At 34.0% G+C, this 22,976-nt stretch carries 21 protein-coding genes and 3 pseudogenes; 16 read left to right on the forward strand and 8 right to left on the reverse strand.

The annotated features are described in order from the left end of the window. Positions 1–229: 229 nt before the first annotated feature. From BAU28_RS00435 to BAU28_RS00450, 5 genes and pseudogenes are all read right to left on the reverse strand, one after another. The gene (locus tag BAU28_RS00435; RefSeq protein WP_071717384.1) at positions 230–874 is read right to left on the reverse strand and encodes a lysozyme family protein; all 645 of its coding nucleotides are present in this window, start codon (positions 872–874) and stop codon (positions 230–232) included. A 154-nt stretch (positions 875–1,028) separates the two neighbouring features. Next, a complete protein-coding gene (locus tag BAU28_RS00440) occupies positions 1,029–2,147 on the reverse strand; it encodes an acyltransferase family protein (protein WP_071717385.1) in 1,119 nt (372 codons plus the stop codon). A gap of 240 nt (positions 2,148–2,387) precedes the next feature. After that, positions 2,388–2,536, reverse strand: a pseudogene (locus BAU28_RS29590) (IS4 family transposase); the annotation flags it as partial. Between the two features lie 705 nt (positions 2,537–3,241). Beyond that, entirely contained in the window at positions 3,242–3,598 is a 357-nt protein-coding gene (locus BAU28_RS00445) for a hypothetical protein (RefSeq protein ID WP_071717386.1), read from the reverse strand. A gap of 20 nt (positions 3,599–3,618) precedes the next feature. Beyond that, positions 3,619–4,842: a ParM/StbA family protein gene (locus BAU28_RS00450; RefSeq protein WP_071717387.1), complete on the reverse strand. Its 1,224-nt coding sequence runs from the start codon at positions 4,840–4,842 to the stop codon at positions 3,619–3,621. Positions 4,843–5,269: 427 nt separating this feature from the next. Here BAU28_RS00450 and BAU28_RS00455 point away from each other — a divergent pair, with 427 nt between their 5' ends. Next, positions 5,270–5,848, forward strand: a complete 579-nt coding sequence (locus BAU28_RS00455) for a DUF3967 domain-containing protein (RefSeq protein WP_071717388.1) — start codon at positions 5,270–5,272, stop codon at positions 5,846–5,848. Between the two features lie 506 nt (positions 5,849–6,354). Here BAU28_RS00455 and BAU28_RS00460 read toward each other — a convergent pair. Continuing rightward, positions 6,355–7,350, reverse strand: a complete 996-nt coding sequence (locus tag BAU28_RS00460) for a Replicase RepFR55 (protein ID WP_071717389.1) — start codon at positions 7,348–7,350, stop codon at positions 6,355–6,357. A 490-nt stretch (positions 7,351–7,840) separates the two neighbouring features. Between BAU28_RS00460 and BAU28_RS00465 the strand changes: the two genes are divergently transcribed. Beyond that, positions 7,841–8,995 (forward strand): AimR family lysis-lysogeny pheromone receptor, encoded by a 1,155-nt coding sequence (locus tag BAU28_RS00465; RefSeq protein WP_071717390.1) that lies wholly within the window; start codon positions 7,841–7,843, stop codon positions 8,993–8,995. A gap of 24 nt (positions 8,996–9,019) precedes the next feature. Next, positions 9,020–9,271 (forward strand): hypothetical protein, encoded by a 252-nt coding sequence (locus BAU28_RS00470; protein WP_071717391.1) that lies wholly within the window; start codon positions 9,020–9,022, stop codon positions 9,269–9,271. 271 nt (positions 9,272–9,542) lie between these two features. Here the strand turns inward: BAU28_RS00470 and BAU28_RS00475 are convergent, their stop codons facing one another. Beyond that, complete coding sequence (locus BAU28_RS00475) at positions 9,543–9,926, reverse strand: helix-turn-helix domain-containing protein (protein ID WP_071717392.1); 384 nt, start codon at positions 9,924–9,926, stop codon at positions 9,543–9,545. A gap of 139 nt (positions 9,927–10,065) precedes the next feature. Here BAU28_RS00475 and BAU28_RS00480 point away from each other — a divergent pair, with 139 nt between their 5' ends. From BAU28_RS00480 to BAU28_RS00505, 6 genes and pseudogenes are all read left to right on the forward strand, one after another. Then, positions 10,066–10,275 carry a helix-turn-helix domain-containing protein gene (locus tag BAU28_RS00480; RefSeq protein ID WP_071717393.1) on the forward strand — a complete coding sequence of 70 codons (210 nt, stop codon included), beginning with the start codon at positions 10,066–10,068 and terminating at the stop codon, positions 10,273–10,275. Positions 10,276–10,416: 141 nt separating this feature from the next. Then, positions 10,417–10,830: pseudogene (locus BAU28_RS30820) on the forward strand (LPXTG cell wall anchor domain-containing protein); the annotation flags it as partial. A 146-nt stretch (positions 10,831–10,976) separates the two neighbouring features. After that, positions 10,977–11,261 (forward strand): annotated as a pseudogene (locus BAU28_RS00490) (TRAG family protein). A 90-nt stretch (positions 11,262–11,351) separates the two neighbouring features. Then, positions 11,352–11,927 (forward strand): TraM recognition domain-containing protein, encoded by a 576-nt coding sequence (locus BAU28_RS00495; RefSeq protein ID WP_071717394.1) that lies wholly within the window; start codon positions 11,352–11,354, stop codon positions 11,925–11,927. A 103-nt stretch (positions 11,928–12,030) separates the two neighbouring features. Beyond that, positions 12,031–12,276 carry a hypothetical protein gene (locus BAU28_RS00500; protein WP_071717395.1) on the forward strand — a complete coding sequence of 82 codons (246 nt, stop codon included), beginning with the start codon at positions 12,031–12,033 and terminating at the stop codon, positions 12,274–12,276. A 562-nt stretch (positions 12,277–12,838) separates the two neighbouring features. Continuing rightward, the gene (locus BAU28_RS00505) at positions 12,839–13,282 is read left to right on the forward strand and encodes a hypothetical protein (RefSeq protein WP_071717396.1); all 444 of its coding nucleotides are present in this window, start codon (positions 12,839–12,841) and stop codon (positions 13,280–13,282) included. Positions 13,283–13,405: 123 nt separating this feature from the next. On the opposite strand, the gene BAU28_RS00510 is transcribed toward BAU28_RS00505, so the two are convergent. Further along, positions 13,406–14,599: an IS110 family RNA-guided transposase gene (locus tag BAU28_RS00510; protein ID WP_071717397.1), complete on the reverse strand. Its 1,194-nt coding sequence runs from the start codon at positions 14,597–14,599 to the stop codon at positions 13,406–13,408. Between the two features lie 295 nt (positions 14,600–14,894). On the opposite strand from BAU28_RS00510, the gene BAU28_RS00520 reads away from it, so the two are divergent. The 7 genes from BAU28_RS00520 (at position 14,895) to BAU28_RS00555 (ending at position 22,930) form a co-directional block, all read left to right on the forward strand. After that, positions 14,895–15,119: a hypothetical protein gene (locus BAU28_RS00520; protein WP_071717398.1), complete on the forward strand. Its 225-nt coding sequence runs from the start codon at positions 14,895–14,897 to the stop codon at positions 15,117–15,119. Between the two features lie 25 nt (positions 15,120–15,144). After that, positions 15,145–15,453, forward strand: coding sequence for a hypothetical protein (locus BAU28_RS00525; RefSeq protein WP_071717399.1), 309 nt, complete (start codon positions 15,145–15,147; stop codon positions 15,451–15,453). Positions 15,454–15,556: 103 nt separating this feature from the next. Next, positions 15,557–16,642 carry a hypothetical protein gene (locus BAU28_RS00530; RefSeq protein ID WP_071717400.1) on the forward strand — a complete coding sequence of 362 codons (1,086 nt, stop codon included), beginning with the start codon at positions 15,557–15,559 and terminating at the stop codon, positions 16,640–16,642. A gap of 15 nt (positions 16,643–16,657) precedes the next feature. Beyond that, on the forward strand, positions 16,658–17,827 hold the full coding sequence (locus tag BAU28_RS30825) for a hypothetical protein (protein WP_116500254.1): 1,170 nt from the start codon (positions 16,658–16,660) through the stop codon (positions 17,825–17,827). 18 nt (positions 17,828–17,845) lie between these two features. Next, positions 17,846–20,422 carry a VirD4-like conjugal transfer protein, CD1115 family gene (locus BAU28_RS00545; RefSeq protein ID WP_071717401.1) on the forward strand — a complete coding sequence of 859 codons (2,577 nt, stop codon included), beginning with the start codon at positions 17,846–17,848 and terminating at the stop codon, positions 20,420–20,422. 58 nt (positions 20,423–20,480) lie between these two features. After that, positions 20,481–20,690 carry a hypothetical protein gene (locus BAU28_RS00550; RefSeq protein WP_048376551.1) on the forward strand — a complete coding sequence of 70 codons (210 nt, stop codon included), beginning with the start codon at positions 20,481–20,483 and terminating at the stop codon, positions 20,688–20,690. A gap of 23 nt (positions 20,691–20,713) precedes the next feature. Continuing rightward, positions 20,714–22,930, forward strand: coding sequence for a pLS20_p028 family conjugation system transmembrane protein (locus BAU28_RS00555; protein WP_071717402.1), 2,217 nt, complete (start codon positions 20,714–20,716; stop codon positions 22,928–22,930). Positions 22,931–22,976: the final 46 nt, after the last annotated feature.

The following is a 22,976-nucleotide window of genomic DNA, read 5'->3' on the forward strand; positions in this document are numbered from 1 at the left end:
TTAAATGGAAGCATTATCAACCCAAAATTATTTTGTTGAACGTGAAATGGTACCTATGGTAAAACCTAAATTTTCGTGACTTGGTGGAGTGCTTTTTAAATCCTGCTTACTTTGCATGAGTCACTCCAAACTTATCTGAACCGGACATGTAGTCAGACTATTTTTAGAATACGGGTATCACTATGACCTGATTTAATAGATCTCTCATATGAATCTTAAAATTCTTACATTAAAAATTTTTTGAATTTTTCTGGAGAAATTCTTCAATAAGTTTTGCTTTTTCATTCACCTTTGTGGCATATGTGAAATCACCATAACAATATGGATACCTAAAATTATTTTTATTTCCACCACAAGTGTACATCTCTGGATTTTGATCAACTTTCATCTTAGAAAACTTTTTGGCCGAATCTTCCGAGTGTTGTTTAACTTCTTGACTAGCAATAAAATCAATATACCCTGGTCCCATATTATAGCTTTGAATAATTGTATCCATGCTAACATCTTTTTCCGTTCCATATTTGTACATTTGAGCAAAGTGTTTTACCCCTTGTTTAATGCTCAAGCTTGTCTCTTGAATTTCATTTGGCTTTAATCCAAGTGATTCAGAAGACTGCATAGGGTCGTTACCCTCACCTCTACTCTCTTGGTACATAATACCTAATAAAACTGCTGTTTTACCTCCTAAATTATATTTTTCTAATTCTTTTTTCAAGGTGGGCTCATATTGCAATAAACGTTTTTCGGTAGCGAGCGCTTTATTTTTTTGAATATTGGTTTTATGATTAACATAAAATATTCCAAGCATGGTTCCTACACCTAAAATACTAATATAGAATAATATAATAAATCGTGTTTTAATTGTATCCCTCATATGTTACTCCTCCTCGTATAAAAAATTCGTACCTTTTTGGACTCAAAATTATTTCTTTTAGGTGTAAAGTTTAATATAGGAATTTAAAGAAAAACAACCGCTTGAATTGGAGGATTTTTCAAGGCGGGTTATTCTTTGAATCGTTCCCGTACCCCTACAAGTATCGCACTTTTTTTTTGAATTTTGCTGTTCTTTGTTTTGCCCAATTTATACATTTCTTTTCAATTAAATGATACGATAATATAGAACAAAGTATTGTCGTTGTAATACATAAGATAAGAAGAAAAAGGGTGGGTATCTTTGCATATAAAAGTTTAAAGAGTACCATCGTGATTGGAAAATGACATAAATAGATACTATATGAAATTTCCCCTAAGTATACAAATACACCCTTATTTAAAATAGCTTTTACCTTTAGGTTATTCATTGCCATAATGATTATTATGCTAACACCAATTACGACACCCCAATCTTTTAATAAGAAAGTAGTATCATTACTAGAAAGCCCATAAATCAAAATGGAATATAGATATAGAAAGACCCCTAATGCGATAAGAAGTTTTCTGTTTAAGTTTTTCATACTTCTATATAATTGAGTAAGTTCTTCCTGATGTTTAAAAAGTAGCATTCCAACCATAAACATAGATGTGAAATGCAGTGTATCGGCATAACCATTATAAAACCCTTCAGCTTTCCCAATATGCAACATATTAAGGAAAATACCAATTAAAGAAAAGCTCATAGCAAACAGTATCGTTTTCTTCCAACTCTGTTTATAAAACAGAAGGAATAACAAGGGGAACACGATAGATATACGCATTTCTTGAGCTAATGACCAGATAACCGGATTATAATTATCCGTAAAAAAGTTATTAAGAAGTACAAAGTGATTCATAATATCTAATTTTGTTATAGGCCCTTGCCACTTATCATAGAACCAATCTCGTAGTCCCGTAACTTCATATGGTGAAAACAAAATAAATAAAGCAAAGGTGAGGAATATCCAGAAATAATAAGGGATATAGATTCGTACAAATCGCTTAATTAAATATCCCCAATAATTTGTTTTTGAATGATAAAGTGCCATAGATAGCACAAAACCACTGAGTACATAAAAAATGATTACAGCTTCCCCACCGGCCCATAAAAACCTAAGAGGGGAAAATTTAATAGAAATGGGCAACGATGGTAGCATTAAACAAAAGTGCCCAAAAACCACTGTAATAGCCGCTAAGCCTCGTATAGAATCTAATTCTTTTAATCTTTTACTCATAAATTGCTCTCCTTATAAATCGTAGATTTTGCTGTTAATAAAGGTCATTTAAACCCTCGCTACTACAAAAAAGTTGTGTATCTTTTAAAGAGATTTTTCATATTCATGCATAAATTATAGAAAGAAAAAATAAAATTTATCTAAAGTTTTTTTAAAAATTCATCTAAAGTTTTTTTAAGATGGTATTCCAATTTATTGAAACGCATAAACATATTTATGTATTCTAATTGTTAAAGTCTGTGTTTGTTCACAGCGTTTTTGTTGTAACAATAAAGAAAAATATGTTGTAAAAACAAAACTGCCTTTGTATTTAAGCGTTTATTTAAGCCCTTAAGGCTGAGTAAGGTACCAGTGGCTGCATGAAGTTTACTACATAATTGTACTAAGGGAGCTATAACTACTGGAGATATCAATTGGGATTAGGAAGAAACTAAATTACAACCATTAAGCAGTAAGTCAATAACCGGTTCCTTAACGTACAAGGTACCGGTTAATTTGTGTCTATACGTATAATTTTCCCGAAATAATATGGTGACCCTATGCACATCGACTTAAAGATTTTGTAGCATCCCGAAACGAAAAATTCATATTTTCATAGGTTTTCATGAGAATTGAGCTCATTTTTTTCGTTTTGGGGTAATTTTGAGTTCTTAAGTTGATGGATGTGTGGTAATGCCCCTATACCGCCATTTCTAATAATAAAAGTGGAGTAATAGGGAAATATCCAATTATAGAAATAGGGATATTTCTATATTGTGAAGGAGGTTATAGCCGTGATATCAGGACTATTTCATTTTGACACTCTCATCCCTAAAGGGGAAACATGACTTATGTCAGTGGGATTCGTACTATCAAAACCCTGGATGTTAAAAAAACAAAATAAGATTGTGATACCGTACGAATTTTGTATTAACCGTAGGAAATAAGGGATTAGCCTAATAGGATAACCGAAGGATACTTTGGTGTTCGTAGGAATCTCCCACTTCTAATAACCTATAAGGGTGTTAAGTGTGGGATAGTTCAATTCAACAGATTTTTAGGTCACACAACTATAAAAAGACCTTAGGATTATACCTAAAGGTCTTCTTTACTAGTTAGAAATCAAGCTCTTCGTTATCTTCTTCAGAAATCCCACCAAGTACTACCCTAGCGTCAATAATTTTACCTTCTTGCAATATGGGCTCCTCTGTTTTTAAATCTTCTTGTCTCTGTGCGGAAACAACTCCATTAGTAAGTAAAAGCTCCAATTTATTTTCAACTGTATCTAAAAGATTTAATCTCTGTTCTACATTATCTAATTTCTGCAGTAGTTGCTCATAACGTTTTTCATTTAGTACTAGTTCAACAATAAATGCTGTTAATTGTCTACTATTAGCTTTTTCATTAAGGATCCTATATACATCTTCAGGCATATTATCAGCATGTAATGCCATTTTTCTATGTTTAGCCATTATCAGCACGTCCTTTTATTTTAAGCTAACTGTCCCTTCATTTCATCAATTACTTTTAATTCTAATGCAGTTAGATTAATTGTACGTGAAGTTGGAGCAAATACTTCTTTGTCGCTATTTTGAATAATATCGTTCAAGAAGAAGTGATTGTTTTTAGCGGCCATTTCAGACATATGATTCAATAAAGCGAGACGGATGTAAGGTTCTAAAACGGGTGCTTCGCCTCCGATATAAATGAATTTCAATACTGTATTCGTACTAGATGGGATGAATACATCAAGAATTTTAGCTACTAAAATTCTTGCATATTCTTTCAGCGCCTCTACAATTTCATTTGTAAAATCATATTCTTCACCAGTATTTTCATTCGATAGTACATACTTTTGTACTTTATAATTATTAACTATAAATTTCTCTAATGTTCTTATATCCTTAAAGTATTGAATCAATTTTTCTTTTCTAAAGCGTTCTAGGTATCCTAAGAATGGCTCAATATCAATAACTTGGAAAGAATCTCTGTGCTTAGGTGTAGTAAGTCCTTTGCCTAATCGCACAGCATCTGTAGACCCGCCACCAATGTCAGTTAAAACTATTTCATAGTCATCGAATCTCTCGGATTCATATCGCTTTTCAATACTAATTACATTTGTATTATGATCTTTTGAAACCATTTTATATTTTAAAGAATGTCTAGCAACTTCGGATTCATTTCTACATTTTGCTGAATTGACTGTAATAGTTAGTTCTTTCTCCATTCCTGGTGTTAACACTTTAACTTTATGTTCACCGATAAATCTTTCTTCCATTTTTTTATGGGCAATGCTAAATTTTTCTTCGCGTTTTAAAAGCCAAATTGGAAGCATCATACTCATGTGTTCAATTTCAACTTCATTATCTTCTTGTTCAGCGTTAAGGGCATGATAATATGCAATTGCTCCTAAAAAGCTTACGTATGGGATAGGACTCTTAATTTTATCGTGCATCTTATTTACATGTGAGTTTGCCAACTGATTATCTTCAGCTAATTGCCCAACTAAATAGAAAGATTCTTCACCTTCGATTTCAGTGGAAATTAGTAATCTATCTAGTAAATCTTCTGGTCTAGAAATACGATCAACAAGTAAATCCTCAGCTTGTTTCTTTGAAATTTTAACTACATTCGTTGCAAGTTCAATATAATAACCATCAACCATGAAATTATTAAAACTATTTCCGAAATCCGCTACTTTTCTTCCAATTTTCATTAATAATTCCCCCTTTATACATTAAGTACGACTTAAATGCTACTTTTGATTATGCTTTAGCACATTTAATCAAAAATAAGAACACTTTAAATAATAAGTACGACTTGAATCATACTTGTTATTTAATTAACCTATATACTTAAAAAATTCAAAATAAACAAGGAAATACCTTCTTTCAAACGAATTAAACACATAACAGTTAGACGCCGACATGTCGAACATAAATGATGATGAATGACAGTAAAACAACAACATGACCGACATAAATGATGGTCAACAAGAATGTAATGACAACATGACCGGCATGGATGATAACCAATAACAATACAATGACAACATGACCGACATGGATGATAATCAATAACAATACGATGACAACATGTCGGACATCGATAATAACAAATGACGATGAGGGGAGGACGATGGAATGGATAGGGAAGAACCTTATAAGAAAACATATTCCCTTGCAGATATAGCAAGGATGCTTGGGAAGCCACGGACAACCCTTCAGGCCTGGCGGGATCAATTCAAACCATACTTACCAACTGTCGCTGGGACGAAGGGGCGAACGCTGAGATATGAACAGGAAGCATTAGAGCTTTTTAAATTAATTGCCAATATGAAGGATGCACAAGAGCCACCAGAAATAATAGAACAGATGTTAAAACAAAATGTAGATTATATTGTAGTAGAAGAGAATGATGAAGACGACGAAATAACGAAACCAATTATTCAGACAATGTATGAGAGTATGAAAGAGGTTTCTATATATTTTCAAGAGCAAAAAGCTATGAATATGGAACTTTTAAAGCGCATAGACAATTTAGAACAAACTAATCAAACACTAACGAACAAGATTGATGAACAGCAAAAGACTATTGATAGAAAAATAAACAATAGAGATCAGCAGTTATTAGAAGTGGTTCGAGAAATACAAGAAACCAAAAAGTTAGTTGCGTCTTCTCAACAAGAAAAATCATGGTTCGCTAAATTATTTAAAAAATGACTTAAATAATACGTAAAAAAGTAGGGAAGCTTGTAAAAACATACAAGCTTCCCTACTTTTTTATGAATTTGATATATTTCCCCAAATAATCACAAAAATTAAGGGAGAGTCTTCTGTCGGAAAATGATAAAGAACATACTTATAATGTTTCCCTTTTAGGATAGAATACTGTATTTATTAAATCTTGTTTAAAAAATAAAATCATTACAAACATTAGAATCTATTTTAGAGATGATAGGCTAGTTGTATCAATGGACTCAAGATTTTATCTTAGTAAATTACAAGGTTAATTTATGAGTAAATGATAGAATTTTCAGTCGCGTATAAGTTGAAATTTCATAGCTGAATAGTTTAGAAAAAGAGAAATAATTATAAGATCTGAGGGGTGATTTGAAATTCTTTTTGATGAAAAATAGCACGTTGCTAGGAGATTATAAGAATACATGACAAATAGCCTTGCTAATTATATTATTTTTGAGCAAGGCTAAGTTTTAGATGTTTTTTTATTAGGGCTTTAGAGCGCCCATTTTTTGCAGAATGGAATCCATTTTCTTGTTATTAAGCCAGTCTATAATTGGAAGTTTGCTTTCATATTTTTGTGCATGTTCCATATTAGTTAAGGCTTCTTTCGCTTCATAATCGTTACGCTCTTTTCTTTGTTTAGATTTTTCAGCGAACATTTTCATAAAATGAGCGGGATTACTTATTTCAGCTTGATTATATTCAAACCATTCAACGCATTTTTCAAAATCCCACCTTTGATAACGATCAATTTTTTTCGGCATTCTTAAGGCTATAGTATAAGCGTCCTGTTCTGTTAAATATGTTACTGGTTGACTTGTTATATAGCGATATGCTTTTTTCTGATCTTCACTTAAATAATCATTTAAATCTTGTGATCTATCAATAGCATTTTGTGAATAAGTATTTGATCTTTCTAGTTTTTCAAAATTTAAAATATCTATGCCATCAGATAAAGTATTCTTTTCCTCATGTTTGGATTCAACAACTTTTTTAAAGAGTTTTTTCTTTAAAATTTTAGTGAAAGTAGAACAGACATCAATTGCTACAGCCCATTTCATCTTGAAATATTCAATGATTTTTAAATAATTGCTATGTAGAGTTAAAATGTAAATTGAAGGGGCAATTTTACCATGTCTTCGTACTTTGATTTGTTGGCACACTCCCAAGTCTTGTAACCAATTAAACACGTAGTTAATAATTGGTTTTGAAATACCTGATTTTTTGCTGATATGATCTTGCTTTACTTGGGAATACCCTTCTTGTACTAAATATGATAAAACAGTTTCTAATGCTTCATATTTTCGTTTGGTAAGATAATCCTTTGTAGTAACACCTTCATATTCTAGGACAATATTATCAATATAAGTAGTAACTTTCTTGATTGCGTGATTAATAGCCCCAGGTGTTTTGGATAAGTGTTTGATTCGAGGACTTAATTCGGACTTTGCTCGACTGAGCAAAAAGTTTTGAAGTAACACAAAAAAACCTCCTATTTTTCCCACCACAAATAAATAAGAAAACAGAGGTTTTATATTCACATAGTATGTACCTTATGATATAATTTTAATATCAAGCATGATATTAAAGAAAAACACATACATTTGTAGTGTGAATTAAAACCCTATCTTTTGGAGTTTTTAATTGGATCCGGTCGCCAAACTAGAAGCCAATTAAAAACTGGACGGTGGGGTTTTTTTTTGTTTTGGTTTATAAAACCTGCGTACATAGATAAGTTATTTATATTCTACAATTCCGTTTGGAGAATATCAACACTTAAAGTTCATATTTAATGTTAAAGAGGAAAATATAGATAAAATTATTATTCATTTGCCATTAATAGACTTAATATTCAGTCTATTAATGAGAAAAATAAAGAGTTTTTTGTTATGGTATAATCGCCTTAAATGTATATATTTCTGAATATTTTATAAACTAAACTGAATACCGCTGAAAAAGAGGTGAATATATATGAAGAATCTAGCAAAAGAAATTGATGATTACATATCATTTAAGAATATGACATATACAGACCTTGCAAAAGAGGTTGGTGTTGCTAAATCAACCATTTCTAATTACTTTAACAAGAATAATGCATTATCAGTATATACTTTTTCCAAAATTATATACATTGTTTTTGAAGAGGATAAAGATAAGCAAGAACAAATGATTATTAATTATTTAAGTACTTTAAAAGATAGAATGAATATAAATGTAAAAGTTGCATTTGCAATTGCACATTTAAATGATTACTTGAAATTAATGAAGTTTCTTTCGCAACTATGCAAGAAAAGTGAAGACATTGAAATGAGGCGATTGGAAAAGGTTTTCAGTTTATATATTGCTCGTTTGGATGGAGAGAATGTTAAAGATGTATATTTAGATATTGAGAAAGCTAGAAACATAACCAATAAAAAAAATTTCGATATAGAAATCTATTGTGACATACTTAGCATGCTAATTTTATGTGATTTAGGTGATTTTGGATTGATGGAAGGATATAAGATTAGGATTGAAAATAATATGAAATTGGTGACTAATAGTTATTTAAAGAATTTATATTGTTTTTGGGTAAAAGAACTATGGAGTTATTCGCTTTTAAGAAAAGATATGTGTAAGGATTTTGAAGAAAATAATACATATTTAAGGACATATAGAGATCTAAAATTTTTCCCGGTCATGGAAGCATTTTTGAATATTAGGCGTGGAGAAAGTTACATGTTCTCTGATTACAATAAATCTTTAAAATTCTTTTTGGAAGCTTTAAATATATTGAGTGGGGCGAAAGAGAGTTTAAAATTTGCGATAGCGTTAAACGATATCAATTTTATTAGAATTGTCTGGTGGAAAGATATAGATAAAATAGAATTTAATAAACTCCATTCAGCTGAATTTGCGCTTTTTTTAATTAAGGAAGGAAAAAAAAGTGAAGCTATAAGTATATTAGAAAAAATTGAAATTCAAAAAGGGTACTTATCACCATTGCAGACATGCTATATGGGGATGGCTAAGGATGATTTAGCATTAATAAAGAAATCTATTAATATGTTTAAGTCAAATAATGATTTCTTGTACGGAAAATTTGCAGAAGGAGTATATGAAGAATATGTAGAAATTGTAATGTAGTTTTTACAGGAAGGGGCGAATAGAGTGAAAAAGTTATTTGGATTGATAGTAGTTACCTTACTTTTGATAACAATAGTAAATGGTTTATCAGATAAATTTCTAGCGTATCAATGGCATTTTAAATATAAACATGTTGATAATCAATTTGTTTCTTATATGAATGTAGATCCTGGTGGAGGCTCTCCGAATTTATTTGGATCACATGAATCTAATTTGAAATATACAGTTAATAAAGACATAATGAATAGAATGGTTGATCCCGGTGGTGGCGGCTGATTCTTAATCTTGTTTATTAAAAAAAGACATCGTTTAAACGGTGTCTTTTGTGCTTTTATAAAATGTTTTATAAATTTCCAAATAAGGAATTGCGAAATTTATGTTTCTAAATTCACAATCTAATAATGGAGGGATAGACATGAAATTAAGTATATATGAGCTTACAGAGATTATAAAAGAGATGGATTTACAAACATTTGGTGAAATTATTGAATTATGTTCAGAATATAGCTGTAAAGAAGAATAAGAGAGTCTCAAGCGTAGGGACCCTCTATTCTTCTTTATCAATTTGCATCTTCAATTTGCTTGCATATTTTAGTAATTCTTCTTCAATTCTAGGTTTGTGTTTATCTGGAACGCTCATGTACTTTTCATAAAGAAGTCGAGCTAGACGTTCAACGGGATCCTCTCCCTTTATAGTATTTAATAATTCTTTATCAGGGATTTCACTCTTTAATAAAGAAGCTGTATTAACGTCAAAATAATTTGCGATTTCTTCTAATTTGTTTAGGCGGGGTTTTTTTTCTCCTGTTTCCCAACTAGAAACAGTCCTATACGTAGTTTTGAGATTTTCCGCCATTTCTTTGCGATTTACTCCTTTTAAAGCCCTTAATTTTTTTATGTTTTTTCCTAGTACGTTTTCTTCAATTTTCATATAAGTTATCACTCCAATTTTAAACAAGTAGGTTTTAAGAAGAGTCTTCACGTTTTACACTTAAAGTGTTAAAAATAAGAACTTTAAGTGTTGACTTTAGTCTTAAAGACGAATAAACTGTAAATAAGGGGGGAGATATTTGACAGTTCTAAGAGAAATTCGTGAATCACAGGGCTATACAATTAATGAGGTTTCAAGCGGTTCCAAAATTCCAGCCAGTACTTTGTATGATGTAGAATCAGGAAGAAAAGGTCTGATTTCTAGTCGTGCAAAAAGTATTGCGGATTTTTTGGGAGTACCTATCGAGAGCCTCTTTTTCGCAACATACTATCGAGCAAGGTTGGAATGAAGCAATGCTTAGTAATATACAATTATACATTTATATTTTAAATCAGTAATGAAGAAAAGGTACAATTTTATTTTTATTTTTTTTAATTATCTTAATCTGAAAATTCTGATTCCATTCAACAAAAACTGCATATCATTTGAGGGATCTGTTAGTCATGTTGAAACGCTCGCACCAGAAGGATACTTGATTAACGAAGAAACATTCTCCTTTGAAATCAAAGAAGATGGTGAAATTATTAAGCACATGGTGAAGGACCAGAAGTAGCCGACACTACTAACACCAGAGACACCACATCAACAGGAACAACCACAAACACCAGAACAACCAAAAGTAACAGATAAACCTGTTACACCACAATCAGAGAAAACACAACATATTGTTAAAAAACAACAACTAGAAAAAACACCAGAGAAAGTAGAAGAAGTAGAAGGAAATCTTCCTACAACAGGCGGTAAAGCTGAAAATCCATATTTGAAATGGATTGGTTTTGCATGTATTGCTCTTGCATTAACAGCATTCGTATTTGCAATGAGAAATCTTAAAAAAGCAAATTAGACCGAAAAGGGGGATGAAATGTAGTGACAGGAGTCAATGTTGGAAAAATGAAAAATTTAGGGAAACCTGGGGAAGAAGTTAGGCCGCGCAAAAATTCTTGGCTTTCTGAAGAACTGATGTAAGCGATTTTGATTGCTCAAACTGTCATGAAACCTAAAAAACGCCATGACTATTGGATATGATTGGAAATAAATTTATTGGCAGGAAGTATTTTATACCTGGATCAACGACACAAAAACTTGTACTACCTGGATGTAAAAAAGGTCATCGAGTTCATAGAAAAAATATATGAGAGTGAGGCGTATTTGGTAGAAGTGGTGGAATCGTTAGAAAATGAGCATCCAGCGTATCAGATATTCCATGAGATGGGTTTTTATTCAGCAGAAACAGGGAATGCGATCATAATCACATTGTTATACATTCTTGAATAACATCAACGTGAAAAGCAAGGGGAGCAAAAAGAGTATTTTTGGTTTCAGTAACCGCTAGTAGATACAAGTGAAATAGGAAGGAGAATAATTATGTTAAGTGTAGCTAAGAAGTACACAAAGGTAATTAGAGCGTTGAAAGAAATGGATGAGGGAAAAAAGGTTGCAGGTATCATAAATGCTCGTTTTGGAGCTTATAAATCGGTTATAGAAAAGCTGAAGGAAGCAAAAGATCAATTTATCTTTATTTTTGATCCAAAAGACATTTTCCATGAGGATACTCATAAGGAAAAGCAAGAACAAGGGTATCACATACTGAAACATGATCTATTTGTTGGATATGAAACACTTCAAATTGATAGGTATCAAAAAGTAGTTGTTTATATTCGTGTAGAAACAGAACAAAGTACTTATGAAGAAAGAGGGGAAGCGTTATCGAACTTTCTTCAACATCTAACAGAATGCAAGAATATAAGACCAATTCACCTGGTATTTCATCAATATGATTTGTATCCAATCCCTCATATGGAGCAGTTTTTAAAAGAAAGCGCAACATACCACATTCATCATTCAATCGTAGTTGAATCTCAATCCGCATTACAGCACATATACGGAAAAGAGGCAGCGCAACGTATCATAACCTCGTATAACACAACAATCTTAGCATGATATAAAGCACTCGTTTACTATTTTACCCTATCTAGATGGCTAGAAAACTAGACAAGGGAGAAACATTTTTCTCCCTTCTTAATCAAAAATAGGAGGGGATCGTATGGGAAAAGAACAAAGGCTCACATTTTATGATATTGCCGCATCACAAGCTCATAGTGTCAAAACTTTTGATGGAAAAATATACGAACTGAAAGGTTCCATCGCAATTGAAAATACCACAGGAAACATCGAGAAAGTAGCTCAAATTTATTATCAAGTGCGTTCTGTCAGAGACGAACATCAAAACTTAATTGCAAAACGGAAACATAAACAAGCGGAATTAGTAGCTGTTAAACAAAAAATGTAAATAAAAAAGCGATTTTGAAGTGTGCTGAGAATATAGCACAAAGTCATTTGCTCTTTGACAATTTAGATGTATATTGCGTATATCTTCCTTTAAGTAATGATGTAGAAGGATGATATACAGCTTTCAATATATATGCGTGCCTCCCTTCAAAAGGTCACTAAAGGGTTTAGGTATACGAATATCGTTGGATGAGTAAGATCGTAAAACTCATCTGTGACCACTGGAAAATGCATTGTATCAAAAATCCGTTTGTGTCAGTAGTTGTGAGGAATATCCCATTTTGACATTCTGATGAAGCGACGAACATCATAAACCGTAGATACATAAGGTTCTACGTTCATGCCAAAATGCGTAGTGCGGTATTGGGCATATAGAAACTAAGTCGGGATTTTTCTCTATACGCAGACCAATACGGGGTTCGTCATTCCAGCCACAAATGATATTTCCATTTTATATTCCACTTTCCTTAAAATGTTATAAAAAAAGACGGATGTTGAAGTTTAAATGTGTCTCATCACACTTCAAAATCGCTTATAAAAATATGGCATAGGGAGGAACAAATATGAGTCGTAAAGGGTGGATCATTTCCGCTGTTGTTGGACTGTTAATTGCAATTGGTATTGGTTCAACATTTGTCTTTAGTTCGGGAAAAGGGGAAGTAATGGAACTTAGTCCGTTAGAAATGAAGAAGTTTATGAGTGAGGATGGAACAGGTTTTGTTATGCTAACGTCTAACATGAGGCATAGTGAAGATTGGATCTTCCTTGTAAAAAAAATAGCTGAAAAAGAAAAGATTGAAGTAAAGGGTTTAGATGAAAATCGTGATGATATTCCAAGTACAAGTAACCCTCATGATTGGGGATTATATCAAAGAAGGGATACTCTTGCATATTATGAAAAAGGTAAGGTGAAAAAAGAGATTAAGTTCACAATTGATAAACTCTCAGAACTTGAAAAAGAAGTTACTTATTTTGTCCAAAATTGCAAAGAGCAATATCAGAAGTAATCACATAACCATTGAAAGACCAACTATGAAATGTCAAGCGTGAAATACAATATAAATGAAGAGTGGTTACCCTAAAAAAGGGTAACTTAAATAAACCTTGAGAAGTCTCAAAAAATAAAAAAGTTATCTCTGGACTGGGAATGGAGGGATTTTATAGGGTTTATTACTCTTTAGAATGGCATAGACAATATAACACAACTTCCTAGCTACAGCTCCTATACAAACATAATAGTGTTTTCCTTGATTTCGTTTCTTTTCATAAAAAGCTTTTAATACAGGGTCATGTTTATAAGCAGTAATAGCCGCTTGAAATAATGCTCTACGTAGATGGGAGGAGCCACGTTTGGACATAGACATACCAGTTGATTCGTATTGACCTGATTGAGAAATAGTGGCATCAATACCGGCATAAGCCACAAGTTTAGAAGGCTTGTCAAAGCGGCCTATATCCCCAATCTCGCTTAATATAGTGGCACCTAATATAGGACCAATACCCGGAATAGTAGTGATTGGCGTATCTAAGTCACTTAATAGTTGAGACATTTGATTCTCACATTCTCTCAACTGAGTTTCAATAAAGCGGATTTGCTCCATCAACATTTTTAATTGGAATGAGAAAGCATCTTTACAAAAGGTGACACCAAATGAGTTTGAGGCTAATTCCATCAGTTGATTGGCTGTTTTTTTTTCAAGTCGGCAACGACTTGCTTGCTCAATTATTAGTGTCAAATCATCAATAGACAGTCTTTCATAATCGCTAGGAGATGTATATTCAATTAGGAGCTGTGAAGACGTTTTGCCAAAGACATTAGAGAAAATACTTTGATATTCTGGAAAGGTTTGATCTAACACGACAAGCGCCTTACGTTTTAAATCACTTATATTACGTACAAGAGAATTACGAAACCGGCTTAGTTGTTTTAAAGCGAACATTTTCTCGTCTACGAGTGGAGTTTCAAGGAAGCGGCCAAATCGTATGACATCGGCAATCATAGTGGCGTCAATGGCATCTGTTTTTCTCTTTCTAATTTCTGTTCCCTTTCGCCATGCATTGGTTTGGAGTGGGTTCAGTACAATCACAGAAAAACCATGATCTAGTAGAAAAGAATAGACAGCTATCCAATAGTGACCGGTGGCCTCCATCCCGATTGACAGTTCTGTCGGAGAACTAATGTATCGGTAAAGCCAAGTTAATAAAGCTTGTCCACCTTCTTTATGATTGTGGAAAGGAAATGGCTTGGTAATAGGTTTCCCAGTGGAATCAATGATGGAAGCATAGTGCTTGTGTTTGGCAATATCAATACCTAAGTAGAACATAGTATACACCCCTATTTTGATGATTTTTAGATAGTGTTATCCTCCCCTGAACTAATAAGCGCTACTACCTCGTAAGAGATACGAAGAATGACCAATGGTCATCAACATCCAACTCATTCGTAAACTACTTATTAGACAGAGGTACCAATCTTTCAATCGAATACAAGGATTCAAGGTGGTGATCGGCAACACTCTATCTACAAATATAAGTATCTCATAAAGCTGGATACTCTTGGGTTTATAGGTGAATCCCATTCCTAAAAAACCTAACTTAATCATACGAGGTGGTGATACAGTGGCGATTACACAAAGGGAATTAAAAAAAGAAAAAGATATGGTAGCAAACCTATTAAGAGCCAATGGTCAGGATTATAACCATTGGCTTCATTTACATCATCAGAAATACATTGAAGAAAATCAAGATTTAGTAATGAAAGCTTTACAAGCTTATAAAACAACATCAACAGAAGTAAAAGAAGGCAGCAAGCCGAATGAGTCAAGTCAGCTTAGTAATGTGTAAGCATCTAAAAATGAAAAGGGAGTGAATGTATATGTTGGGAACAATAGCTCAAATGTTAGTTTTAGGTGATGCGATGGATGGTCTAATTAATACGGGGAATTCATTTATTACATGGATGCAAAGAGGGGCAATGGTGAGTACAGCGATTGTATTTTGCTGGGGCGCTTATCTATTAATTTGGGGTGGTGAACGAGGAAGACATAAATGTATTTGGTGGTTTATTGGTGGGGCAGCCGGACTTGTTATCGTAATGGGATGCCAATACTTAGCAGAGAGCGTAAATAGCAATGTTAAATTTGGTCAAATCTTATTCCCATTTCTTTGGATGAAATAGTGAAAAATTATAAAAAGGCAATGAGGGAGCTATGCAAAAGGTATGGCTTTTTTTGTTGCCTTTTTTTATTGGAATTTAAAGTGAATGTGAGAAAGGAGAAGCCATGTTTGTCATTTTTAAGAGTAGCAATGGAACAGAAATTAAGTCGGGTAAGCAATATTCGTTTCATGAAGCTTATACCTTAACTAAGCGATTAGAACGAGTTTATAGAGAAACAGGGCGGCAAGAACATATTGATTTCGATTTGTTAGATGTTCATGCTAATGAAATTTATAATGGTACGTTATCACTTGGTTCGAGATATGCAGATCACATTTTTGATCACATTTCTAAAAAAATGAATGTGATGCAATTAGATCCAGAACAAGAGGAACAAAAAAAGGAGCTGTTAGAAACGTTAGAAAGGGAAATCAATGATTCTCCTTTTCATGAAGAATATGAATATCAAGAAGAATTACCAGTAAGAAAAGAAGAACCCTCTTATAGTCCATCGGATGGAATAAAGCCTCATGTAAAGCCTGAAAAGGAAAATAGAAAAGGATTCAAGATTATTGCGAGTGTCATAGGAAGCGTGGTGTTAATGGGAGCTGGTGCCATATTTGCTTTTAAATTATTCTCTTCCGATCCGGTTTCGAGTGCAAATGCTGGTTCTGAACAATATGTAGTAAAAGGATTACAACAGGCAGCCATTCAACAGTATGGGGAAGCCGTTAAATACTTCGATAAAGTCAATTACACAGAATTAGATAAAGATAGCCAGAAGGCAGTTTTATTTACTTATTTATTAAATGGAAAGGCAAATAAGGCATTACAATATGAGCCGAAATTTGCAGAAAGTGTGGTTGCTTATTTTATTGGGATAGACAACATGAATAAAATCAATGAAATTGATGTCAAAAATGATGTGATCGACTTTGAAAAGGCAGCGCTTAATAAGAAATATGAGGAGGTAATTAAACTTAAGGGGAAAGTCAATATGGATGGTAGACGTGAAAAACTCATTGTTGAGGCTTTTGTAAATCTAAAAAAATATGAAGATTGTTATTCTTTTGCCAAAACGCAAGGAAATAAAAACTTGATGAAAGAGGTCAAAGAATTAGAGAAACGAGATATTCAACAATCTACGATAAGTGAAGAGGAAAAGAAAGCTAAGATTGAAAAAATTGATAAGGATCTAAAGGATATCTAAGGGGGAAGAAATAACATGCCATTAAATTATGAGAATTTGTACAAAAAAATGGGGATTGTTTTTCTTGGTGGTTCATTGATATTAAGTACGACAGGTTGCAGTTGGTTTGGAAGTAAGGAATCATCAAAAAGTAAACCAGCTATTACAAAAAAGGTAGATAAGAATAAACCGGAGGAAAAGGAAGAGAATCTGAACAAACAAGATTTCGAAGCAATTACAGATAATGCAATTCAAAGTAAGGATAATGAAGTTGCTTATGTTCTCGAAGAGCTTGATAAATCGAAAATTAATTTTAAAGAAAAATCTATTGTAAGTAATCTTCAAAATGGGGATGACACCACTTCTCGTGTTCTAGCACTCTTTGATAAAGAAACAACAGATAAATCAATTCAAGATACAGCAAAAGATAATGTGATTGCAGCTATTACGGATAATAAGCCACAAGTCACCGTAAACGGAGATCATTTTGCATTTGGCGATCAAAATATTGATTCTTCAGTAGCAAGTATAGGAGAAATTATTCCTCCAGAGAAGAAACCAGATGCAATTGTGAGCCTACCAGCTACACCGGAAGGTGAGAATGGTAATACGGAAAATACAGGGACAGAAAAACCCAAACCACCTATAGAGCCACCAACAGAACCGGAGAAACCAACAAATCCAGAGAAGCCAACAGAACCGGAGAAGCCAACAAATCCAGAGAAGCCAACAGAACCGGAAAAACCAACAAATCCAGAGAAGCCAACAGAACCAGAGAAACCGACAGAACCGGAGAAACCAACAAATCCAGAGAAGCCAACAGAACCAGAGAAGCCAACAGAACCAGAGAAGCCAACAGAACCAGAAAAGCCAACAGAACCAGAGAAACCGACAGATCCAGGGAAACCGACAGATCCAGGGAAACCAACAGAACCAGAGAAGCCAACAGAACCAGAGAAGCCAACAGAACCGGAGAAGCCGACAGAACCAGAGAAGCCGACAGAACCAGAGAAACCAACGGAACCAGAGAAACCAACGAAACCAGAGAAGCCGACAGAACCAGAGAAACCAACAGAACCAGAGAAGCCAACAGAACCGGAGAAGCCGACAGAACCAGAGAAACCAACAAATCCAGAAAAACCAACAAATCCAGAAAAGCCGACAGAATTAAATAAAAAAGAGTCAAAATCAGATGTAACAGTTTAAAGGGGGATTCACTTGCCCATGTACAAGGATGAAATTTCAATTAAATATAAGTTAGCTGAAAAAAAAGTACTCATTCCATTGAGTACTTTTTTGTTTGTTGGAATGTTTTTAATCGCTAATTTTTTACTCAATTTATCTTTAGAGCTGATAGAAACAACATTTAGTGACTTATTACATCCCAAACCATTTCATATGGAGATAGGATTTCTTTTTCGGATGCCGATTACAGAGCATCCAATTTACTACTTACTTGTTTTCCTTTTAGTGATTGGAACTATAGTGAGAACAGTGTACAAATTAAAATCTTCCTTTAAAAACTTAAATAATCATCAGAAAGGATCTAGTCGTTTTACAACAGTTGAAGAGCTGAAAAAGCAATATCGAGCTGTACCAGATCGAGAGAAATCATTTAAAGGTGGCGGTGGCGTCGTTATCTCTCGACTAGGTGACAAAGTATTTATTGATGATAGTCCGGTAAACAATTTAATCATTGGTACAACACGCTCTGGTAAAGGGGAAACCTTTGTATTCCCTACAATTGATGTCTATTCTAGAGCGGAAAATAAGCCATCCCTAATTTTTAATGACCCAAAAGGTGAGCTCTTCAGTGCATCGAAAGAAACACTGGAAGAGCGAGGGTATCACATTGAAGTTTTGAACTTGTTAAACCCACTTGATTCTATGAGTTATAATTTGTTGCAGCTTGTCAAAGATGCCTATAAAGATGGAGATTATTCAACGGCACAGGCATTATGTAAAACACTCTCACACACTTTGTATTACAACCCAACTGTAAAAGATCCTTTTTGGCAACAGTGCGCTATGAGCTTGTGTAACGCCATGATATTAGCAGTTACAGATAAATGTATTGCGGAGGGTACAGAAGAAAAAATCACAATGTATGCAGTTGCAAATATGTTATCAGAACTTGGATCAAAAGAGGTAATCGTAGATCCAAAAGCAGATCCACAAAATGCATTAGATTTATACTTTGAAGGGTTGCCAGCAGATAATGTTGCGAAAATGCAATATGCAACCTCAAACTTCTCGAAAGGAACGACACGAGGCGGAATCTTCACCCAAACAATGAACGGACTCTCTATCTTTACGTTCGATGAAATTGCAAAAATGACTTCGAAAAACAGTGTGGATTTAAAACGTGTAGGGTTTGGAAAAACGATAAAAGGAAAAGTAACACCTAGAAAACGAGTAGAAATTGTATTTCCAGATGGCTCAAAGGAGTCTATCAAAGCAGATATTACAGGACGTTTTGAATTAGATTTTAAGCAAGTAATAAAAGTTGGGGATACCATTCAATGTAACGAAAAGGAAAATCCTCAAACCCAAACATCCATTTCTATTTCGAAAATAGATGAAAAGACAGGTCATACAGAATTTAAAGTAGTAGAAGAAAATGAAGATATGCAAGTCACAAAAGTGGATTATTTCGATAAACCAGTGGCTATTTTTATGATTACACCAGACTTTGATTCTTCGAATCATGTGATTGCTTCTATTTTCGTAAGACAGCTTTATTTTATATTGGCTAAAGGTGCATCCTTTGCTCGTGGTAATGAGTGTCATCGTGAAGTAGTATTTATTTTGGATGAGTTTGGCAACATGCCGAGTATAGAAGGAATGGCAACGTTAGCAACGGTTTGTTTGGGAAGAAATATCCGTTTTAATCTCATCATTCAAGCGTATTCACAACTAAAAAACAAATATGGAGATGATGCAGATACCATCGATGGTAACTGTGGGAATACCATTTATATATTAACAAATGACCAACAGACAGCCGAAAGAGTATCGAAAAAGCTTGGGAACAAGACAATTAACACACTTTCCCGAAGTGGAAAAGGTCTCTCTACAGATAAAAATAAAACCGAAAGTCTAGATCAACGACCACTTTTAACACCAAATGAACTTATGACTCTTAAAGAAGGAGAAACTACTGTTATTCGTGTCATAAAACGTCAAGATAATAACCGAACACGTATCAGACCACGACCAATTTATAACACGGACGAAACGGCCTTAAAATACAGATGGGAATACCTAGGGGTAGAGTTCGATACAGATAAATCTATTTTAGATATAGATATTGACTCCCTACATGATGATGTAGATCCTAAAAAACTTATTGTAGATTTCTTAGGAGATAGAAAGGCAGAACAAATCGAGAAAGAAACACCGGAGCCAGAACAGGAAGCTTCTTCACCAGTAGAGGCACCGCAGCCAATAGAAGAACCAAAAATGATGGGAATTGATGAAGACATACCCGAAGGGGCGTTTCAGCAGGAAGACAGCCCGTTTGACTCACTCACTATTGAAAATTGGAAATCAAAAACGGTTGTTGAATTTTTTGAATCTGATTTAGCGGTTTTGAAACTGGTTGATAAGTTCTTTTTAGCACAGTTAGGGAAATCAATAGATAAGGTTGAACATCAAGAAATGGGCGAGTTTTACAGTGAATTTCAAATGTTAGCTCACAATGACCACATCGACAAAAGTGTTTATCAAGCAGTTGAAAAAAAGATTAATCGAATTTTACGTGAGTTAGAAGAAAAAGAAAAAGAAAAAGTAACGAGTTAAAAAGGCACTCAAATGATTGAGTGCTTTTTTGAATCCAAACATAAAGGAGGAAGAGAGAATGTGTGTACCGATAATAACGGATAAAATGCAATTGATTTTAGATAGTTACTCGCCATTTGTAACAGAAGAAAATGAGGTCATTCTTGGTTTAGAAGATGCGGTTCTTTTCCTTTCAGTAGATCGGGAACAAAAAGGGAAATTGATTATTCGTATTGACAGACTGAATGAAAGGGTGAATTGGACAGCAAAGGAAGTATTAGGGCAGTAGTAAGCATGAGAGGAGGATAAATAGTGAAAGATGAAGAGATTTTAAAGGTTTTAGAAGAGTTCTCGGATTATCTTCAAGTAGGAGACATTGTGAATTATGTATTGCGTTGGCTAGGATGGTTCTTAATTCAAGGGCTATCTTTGGTTGTAGATGCTTTGGAGGGTGTGACAGATGCCATACTGGGGATTAAAGGATTCTTTAATTCACCGGAAATACAAAATTTTGTGGATATGTTATATCCACTGTTTGTCGTTCTTTTAGCCATTTCGTTTTTATATATTGGCTACATGTTCATTATGAACAAACAAATGAACCGTTCTCAAATTATCATTAATATTTTCGTAACACTAAGTGTACTTTGTTTATTAAGTACTGGTATGACAAAGGTTGATAAGTTCACCGATGATGCCATAGCAGTTGTAAAATCAGAACAAAAAGGTTCCTTAAGTGATGAAATTATTAAGAAGAATATAACAGATATTGCAGTAATAGATCAAAACGGATGGAAAAAGAAAGAAGATATGAATCCGAAAAATAATATTCCTGAAAAAAATATCAGACAAATAGATATTACAGAAAAAATTGATTCCGATTTCAAATTTACGAAAGATAAGGATTTATCAGATGGTGGTCAAAAAATTTTACAGAATAAAAGGGTAATGGATGCGTTAGGAGTCGCATCTTTAGCCGAATTGAAAGATGGTTGGTTTGATTTCTTCCCAGAAAAGTATTATCGCTGGCATTGGAACTTTTGGAATATATTCTTTACGTTATTGATAACAGGTTTAACATTGTTATTAGTAAGTATTAAGTTGGCTAGATTATTTTACGAATTGGCATTTAACTACTTATTGGCGAACATATTAGCACCAGCCGATGTTGCGAATGGTCAAAAGTTAAAAGCTGTATTATCCAATATCCTCAATATATTTGTAGCAACGATTATGATTTTCCTATCTTTGAAGCTATATATAATGGGAACAACGTTTCTCCATGACAAATTAAATGGTGTCCCGTATCTTATTGCATTAGCGGCATTTAGTATGGCAGTTTTAGATGGTCCAGCAGTAGTAGAAAGGTTATTTGGAATAGATATTGGATTAAAGAGCAGCTGGGGCATGTTAGCAGGTGGTTTAGCAGGTGGTTTAGCACTTGGTAAAGGAATTGGCGCTCTTGCAAATTCAAAACCAATGAAGAGTCTAGGGAATATGATTGGAAAAGGAGCGAAAGGTGCAGCGGAAGGAACTGGTGTTGCAGCAGCTAAAACGGCAAGTGCAGCAGCAATGGCAACAGGTGGTATGGCTGGTCTTATAAGTGGCTTGAAAAAAGGGAATGAGTCCGAAAATAAAGAGTCCTTGCAAGATCAAATGAAAAAAGCAGATCAGAAGAAAGCAAATGGAAATGATTTAGCAAAAAATGAAAAAGAAAAAGGTAACTTAAATAAGGAAGAAGATAAAAAGAATGGTGGCATGCCATCTATTCAAGAAGATATGAAAAAAGAAGGGAACGAAACCCCTGGGGTAGCAAATGGGCAAGAATCGGGAACAACAAGTCTTCAAGATGAAATGAAAGAGGCTGGAAAAGCAAATGGAACGAGTGAAGGAAATCAAACAGCAAGAACAGTAAGACAAGGAGCAAGTGAAGGAAATCAAACAGCAGGAACAGTAAGACAAGGAGCGAGCGCAGGAAGTCAAACAGCAGGAACAGTAAGACAAGGAGCAAGTGAAGGAAGTCAAACACCAGGAACAGTAAGACAAGGAACAAGTGAAGGAAGTCAAACATCAAGACCAGTACCAAGCGGAAGTAGCCCGGCACCAGTGGAAACGCCAAGACCAGTACCAAGTGGAGGAAGTCCGGCACCAATGGAAACATCAAGACCAGTACCAAGTGGAGGAAGCCCAGCACCAATGGAAACACCAAGATCAGTGCCAAGTGGAAGTAGCCCGGCATCAGCCAACAACGTAACGGTGACACATAGTAGCCCAATTATTCCTTATGAAAGTGATAAAGAAGTGGCAGCAAGTAGAAGTCAGGAAACACGGACATTAGGACAATATACAACCGATAAAGTTAAACATACAACATCATCGGTGAAACAAACGGTAAGAGGAGTGCAAGAGCGCATTCATAATTCTGAAACGGTACAAAATACAAAGCGTTTCTATCAAATGGGGCAAAACACGGGTAAAAGTTGGAGAGATATCGTGAGTAAAAATAAAAAGAATAAAGATGAAAAATAAGCGTACGACTACGCTTATTTTTTATTGTCGAAAAGGAGGGAATCCC

It is taken from the genome of Bacillus paramycoides, assembly GCF_001884235.1.
Taxonomy (GTDB): domain Bacteria; phylum Bacillota; class Bacilli; order Bacillales; family Bacillaceae_G; genus Bacillus_A; species Bacillus_A paramycoides.

Excerpts from the sequence above, each read along its gene's own strand:
- BAU28_RS00450 (WP_071717387.1), bottom strand. The coding sequence starts at position 4,842 with ATGAAAATTGGAAGAAAAGTAGCGGATTTCGGAAATAGTTTTAATAAT.
- BAU28_RS30825 (WP_116500254.1), top strand. The coding sequence starts at position 16,658 with ATGCCATTAAATTATGAGAATTTGTACAAAAAAATGGGGATTGTTTTT.
- BAU28_RS00545 (WP_071717401.1), top strand. The coding sequence starts at position 17,846 with ATGTACAAGGATGAAATTTCAATTAAATATAAGTTAGCTGAAAAAAAA.
- BAU28_RS00500 (WP_071717395.1), top strand. The coding sequence starts at position 12,031 with ATGGGAAAAGAACAAAGGCTCACATTTTATGATATTGCCGCATCACAA.
- BAU28_RS00505 (WP_071717396.1), top strand. The coding sequence starts at position 12,839 with ATGAGTCGTAAAGGGTGGATCATTTCCGCTGTTGTTGGACTGTTAATT.
- BAU28_RS00435 (WP_071717384.1), bottom strand. The coding sequence starts at position 874 with ATGAGGGATACAATTAAAACACGATTTATTATATTATTCTATATTAGT.
- BAU28_RS00475 (WP_071717392.1), bottom strand. The coding sequence starts at position 9,926 with ATGAAAATTGAAGAAAACGTACTAGGAAAAAACATAAAAAAATTAAGG.
- BAU28_RS00530 (WP_071717400.1), top strand. The coding sequence starts at position 15,557 with ATGTTTGTCATTTTTAAGAGTAGCAATGGAACAGAAATTAAGTCGGGT.
- BAU28_RS00495 (WP_071717394.1), top strand. The coding sequence starts at position 11,352 with ATGTTAAGTGTAGCTAAGAAGTACACAAAGGTAATTAGAGCGTTGAAA.
- BAU28_RS00550 (WP_048376551.1), top strand. The coding sequence starts at position 20,481 with ATGTGTGTACCGATAATAACGGATAAAATGCAATTGATTTTAGATAGT.
- BAU28_RS00455 (WP_071717388.1), top strand. The coding sequence starts at position 5,270 with ATGGATAGGGAAGAACCTTATAAGAAAACATATTCCCTTGCAGATATA.
- BAU28_RS00440 (WP_071717385.1), bottom strand. The coding sequence starts at position 2,147 with ATGAGTAAAAGATTAAAAGAATTAGATTCTATACGAGGCTTAGCGGCT.
- BAU28_RS00525 (WP_071717399.1), top strand. The coding sequence starts at position 15,145 with ATGTATATGTTGGGAACAATAGCTCAAATGTTAGTTTTAGGTGATGCG.
- BAU28_RS00510 (WP_071717397.1), bottom strand. The coding sequence starts at position 14,599 with ATGTTCTACTTAGGTATTGATATTGCCAAACACAAGCACTATGCTTCC.
- BAU28_RS00465 (WP_071717390.1), top strand. The coding sequence starts at position 7,841 with ATGAAGAATCTAGCAAAAGAAATTGATGATTACATATCATTTAAGAAT.
- BAU28_RS00445 (WP_071717386.1), bottom strand. The coding sequence starts at position 3,598 with ATGGCTAAACATAGAAAAATGGCATTACATGCTGATAATATGCCTGAA.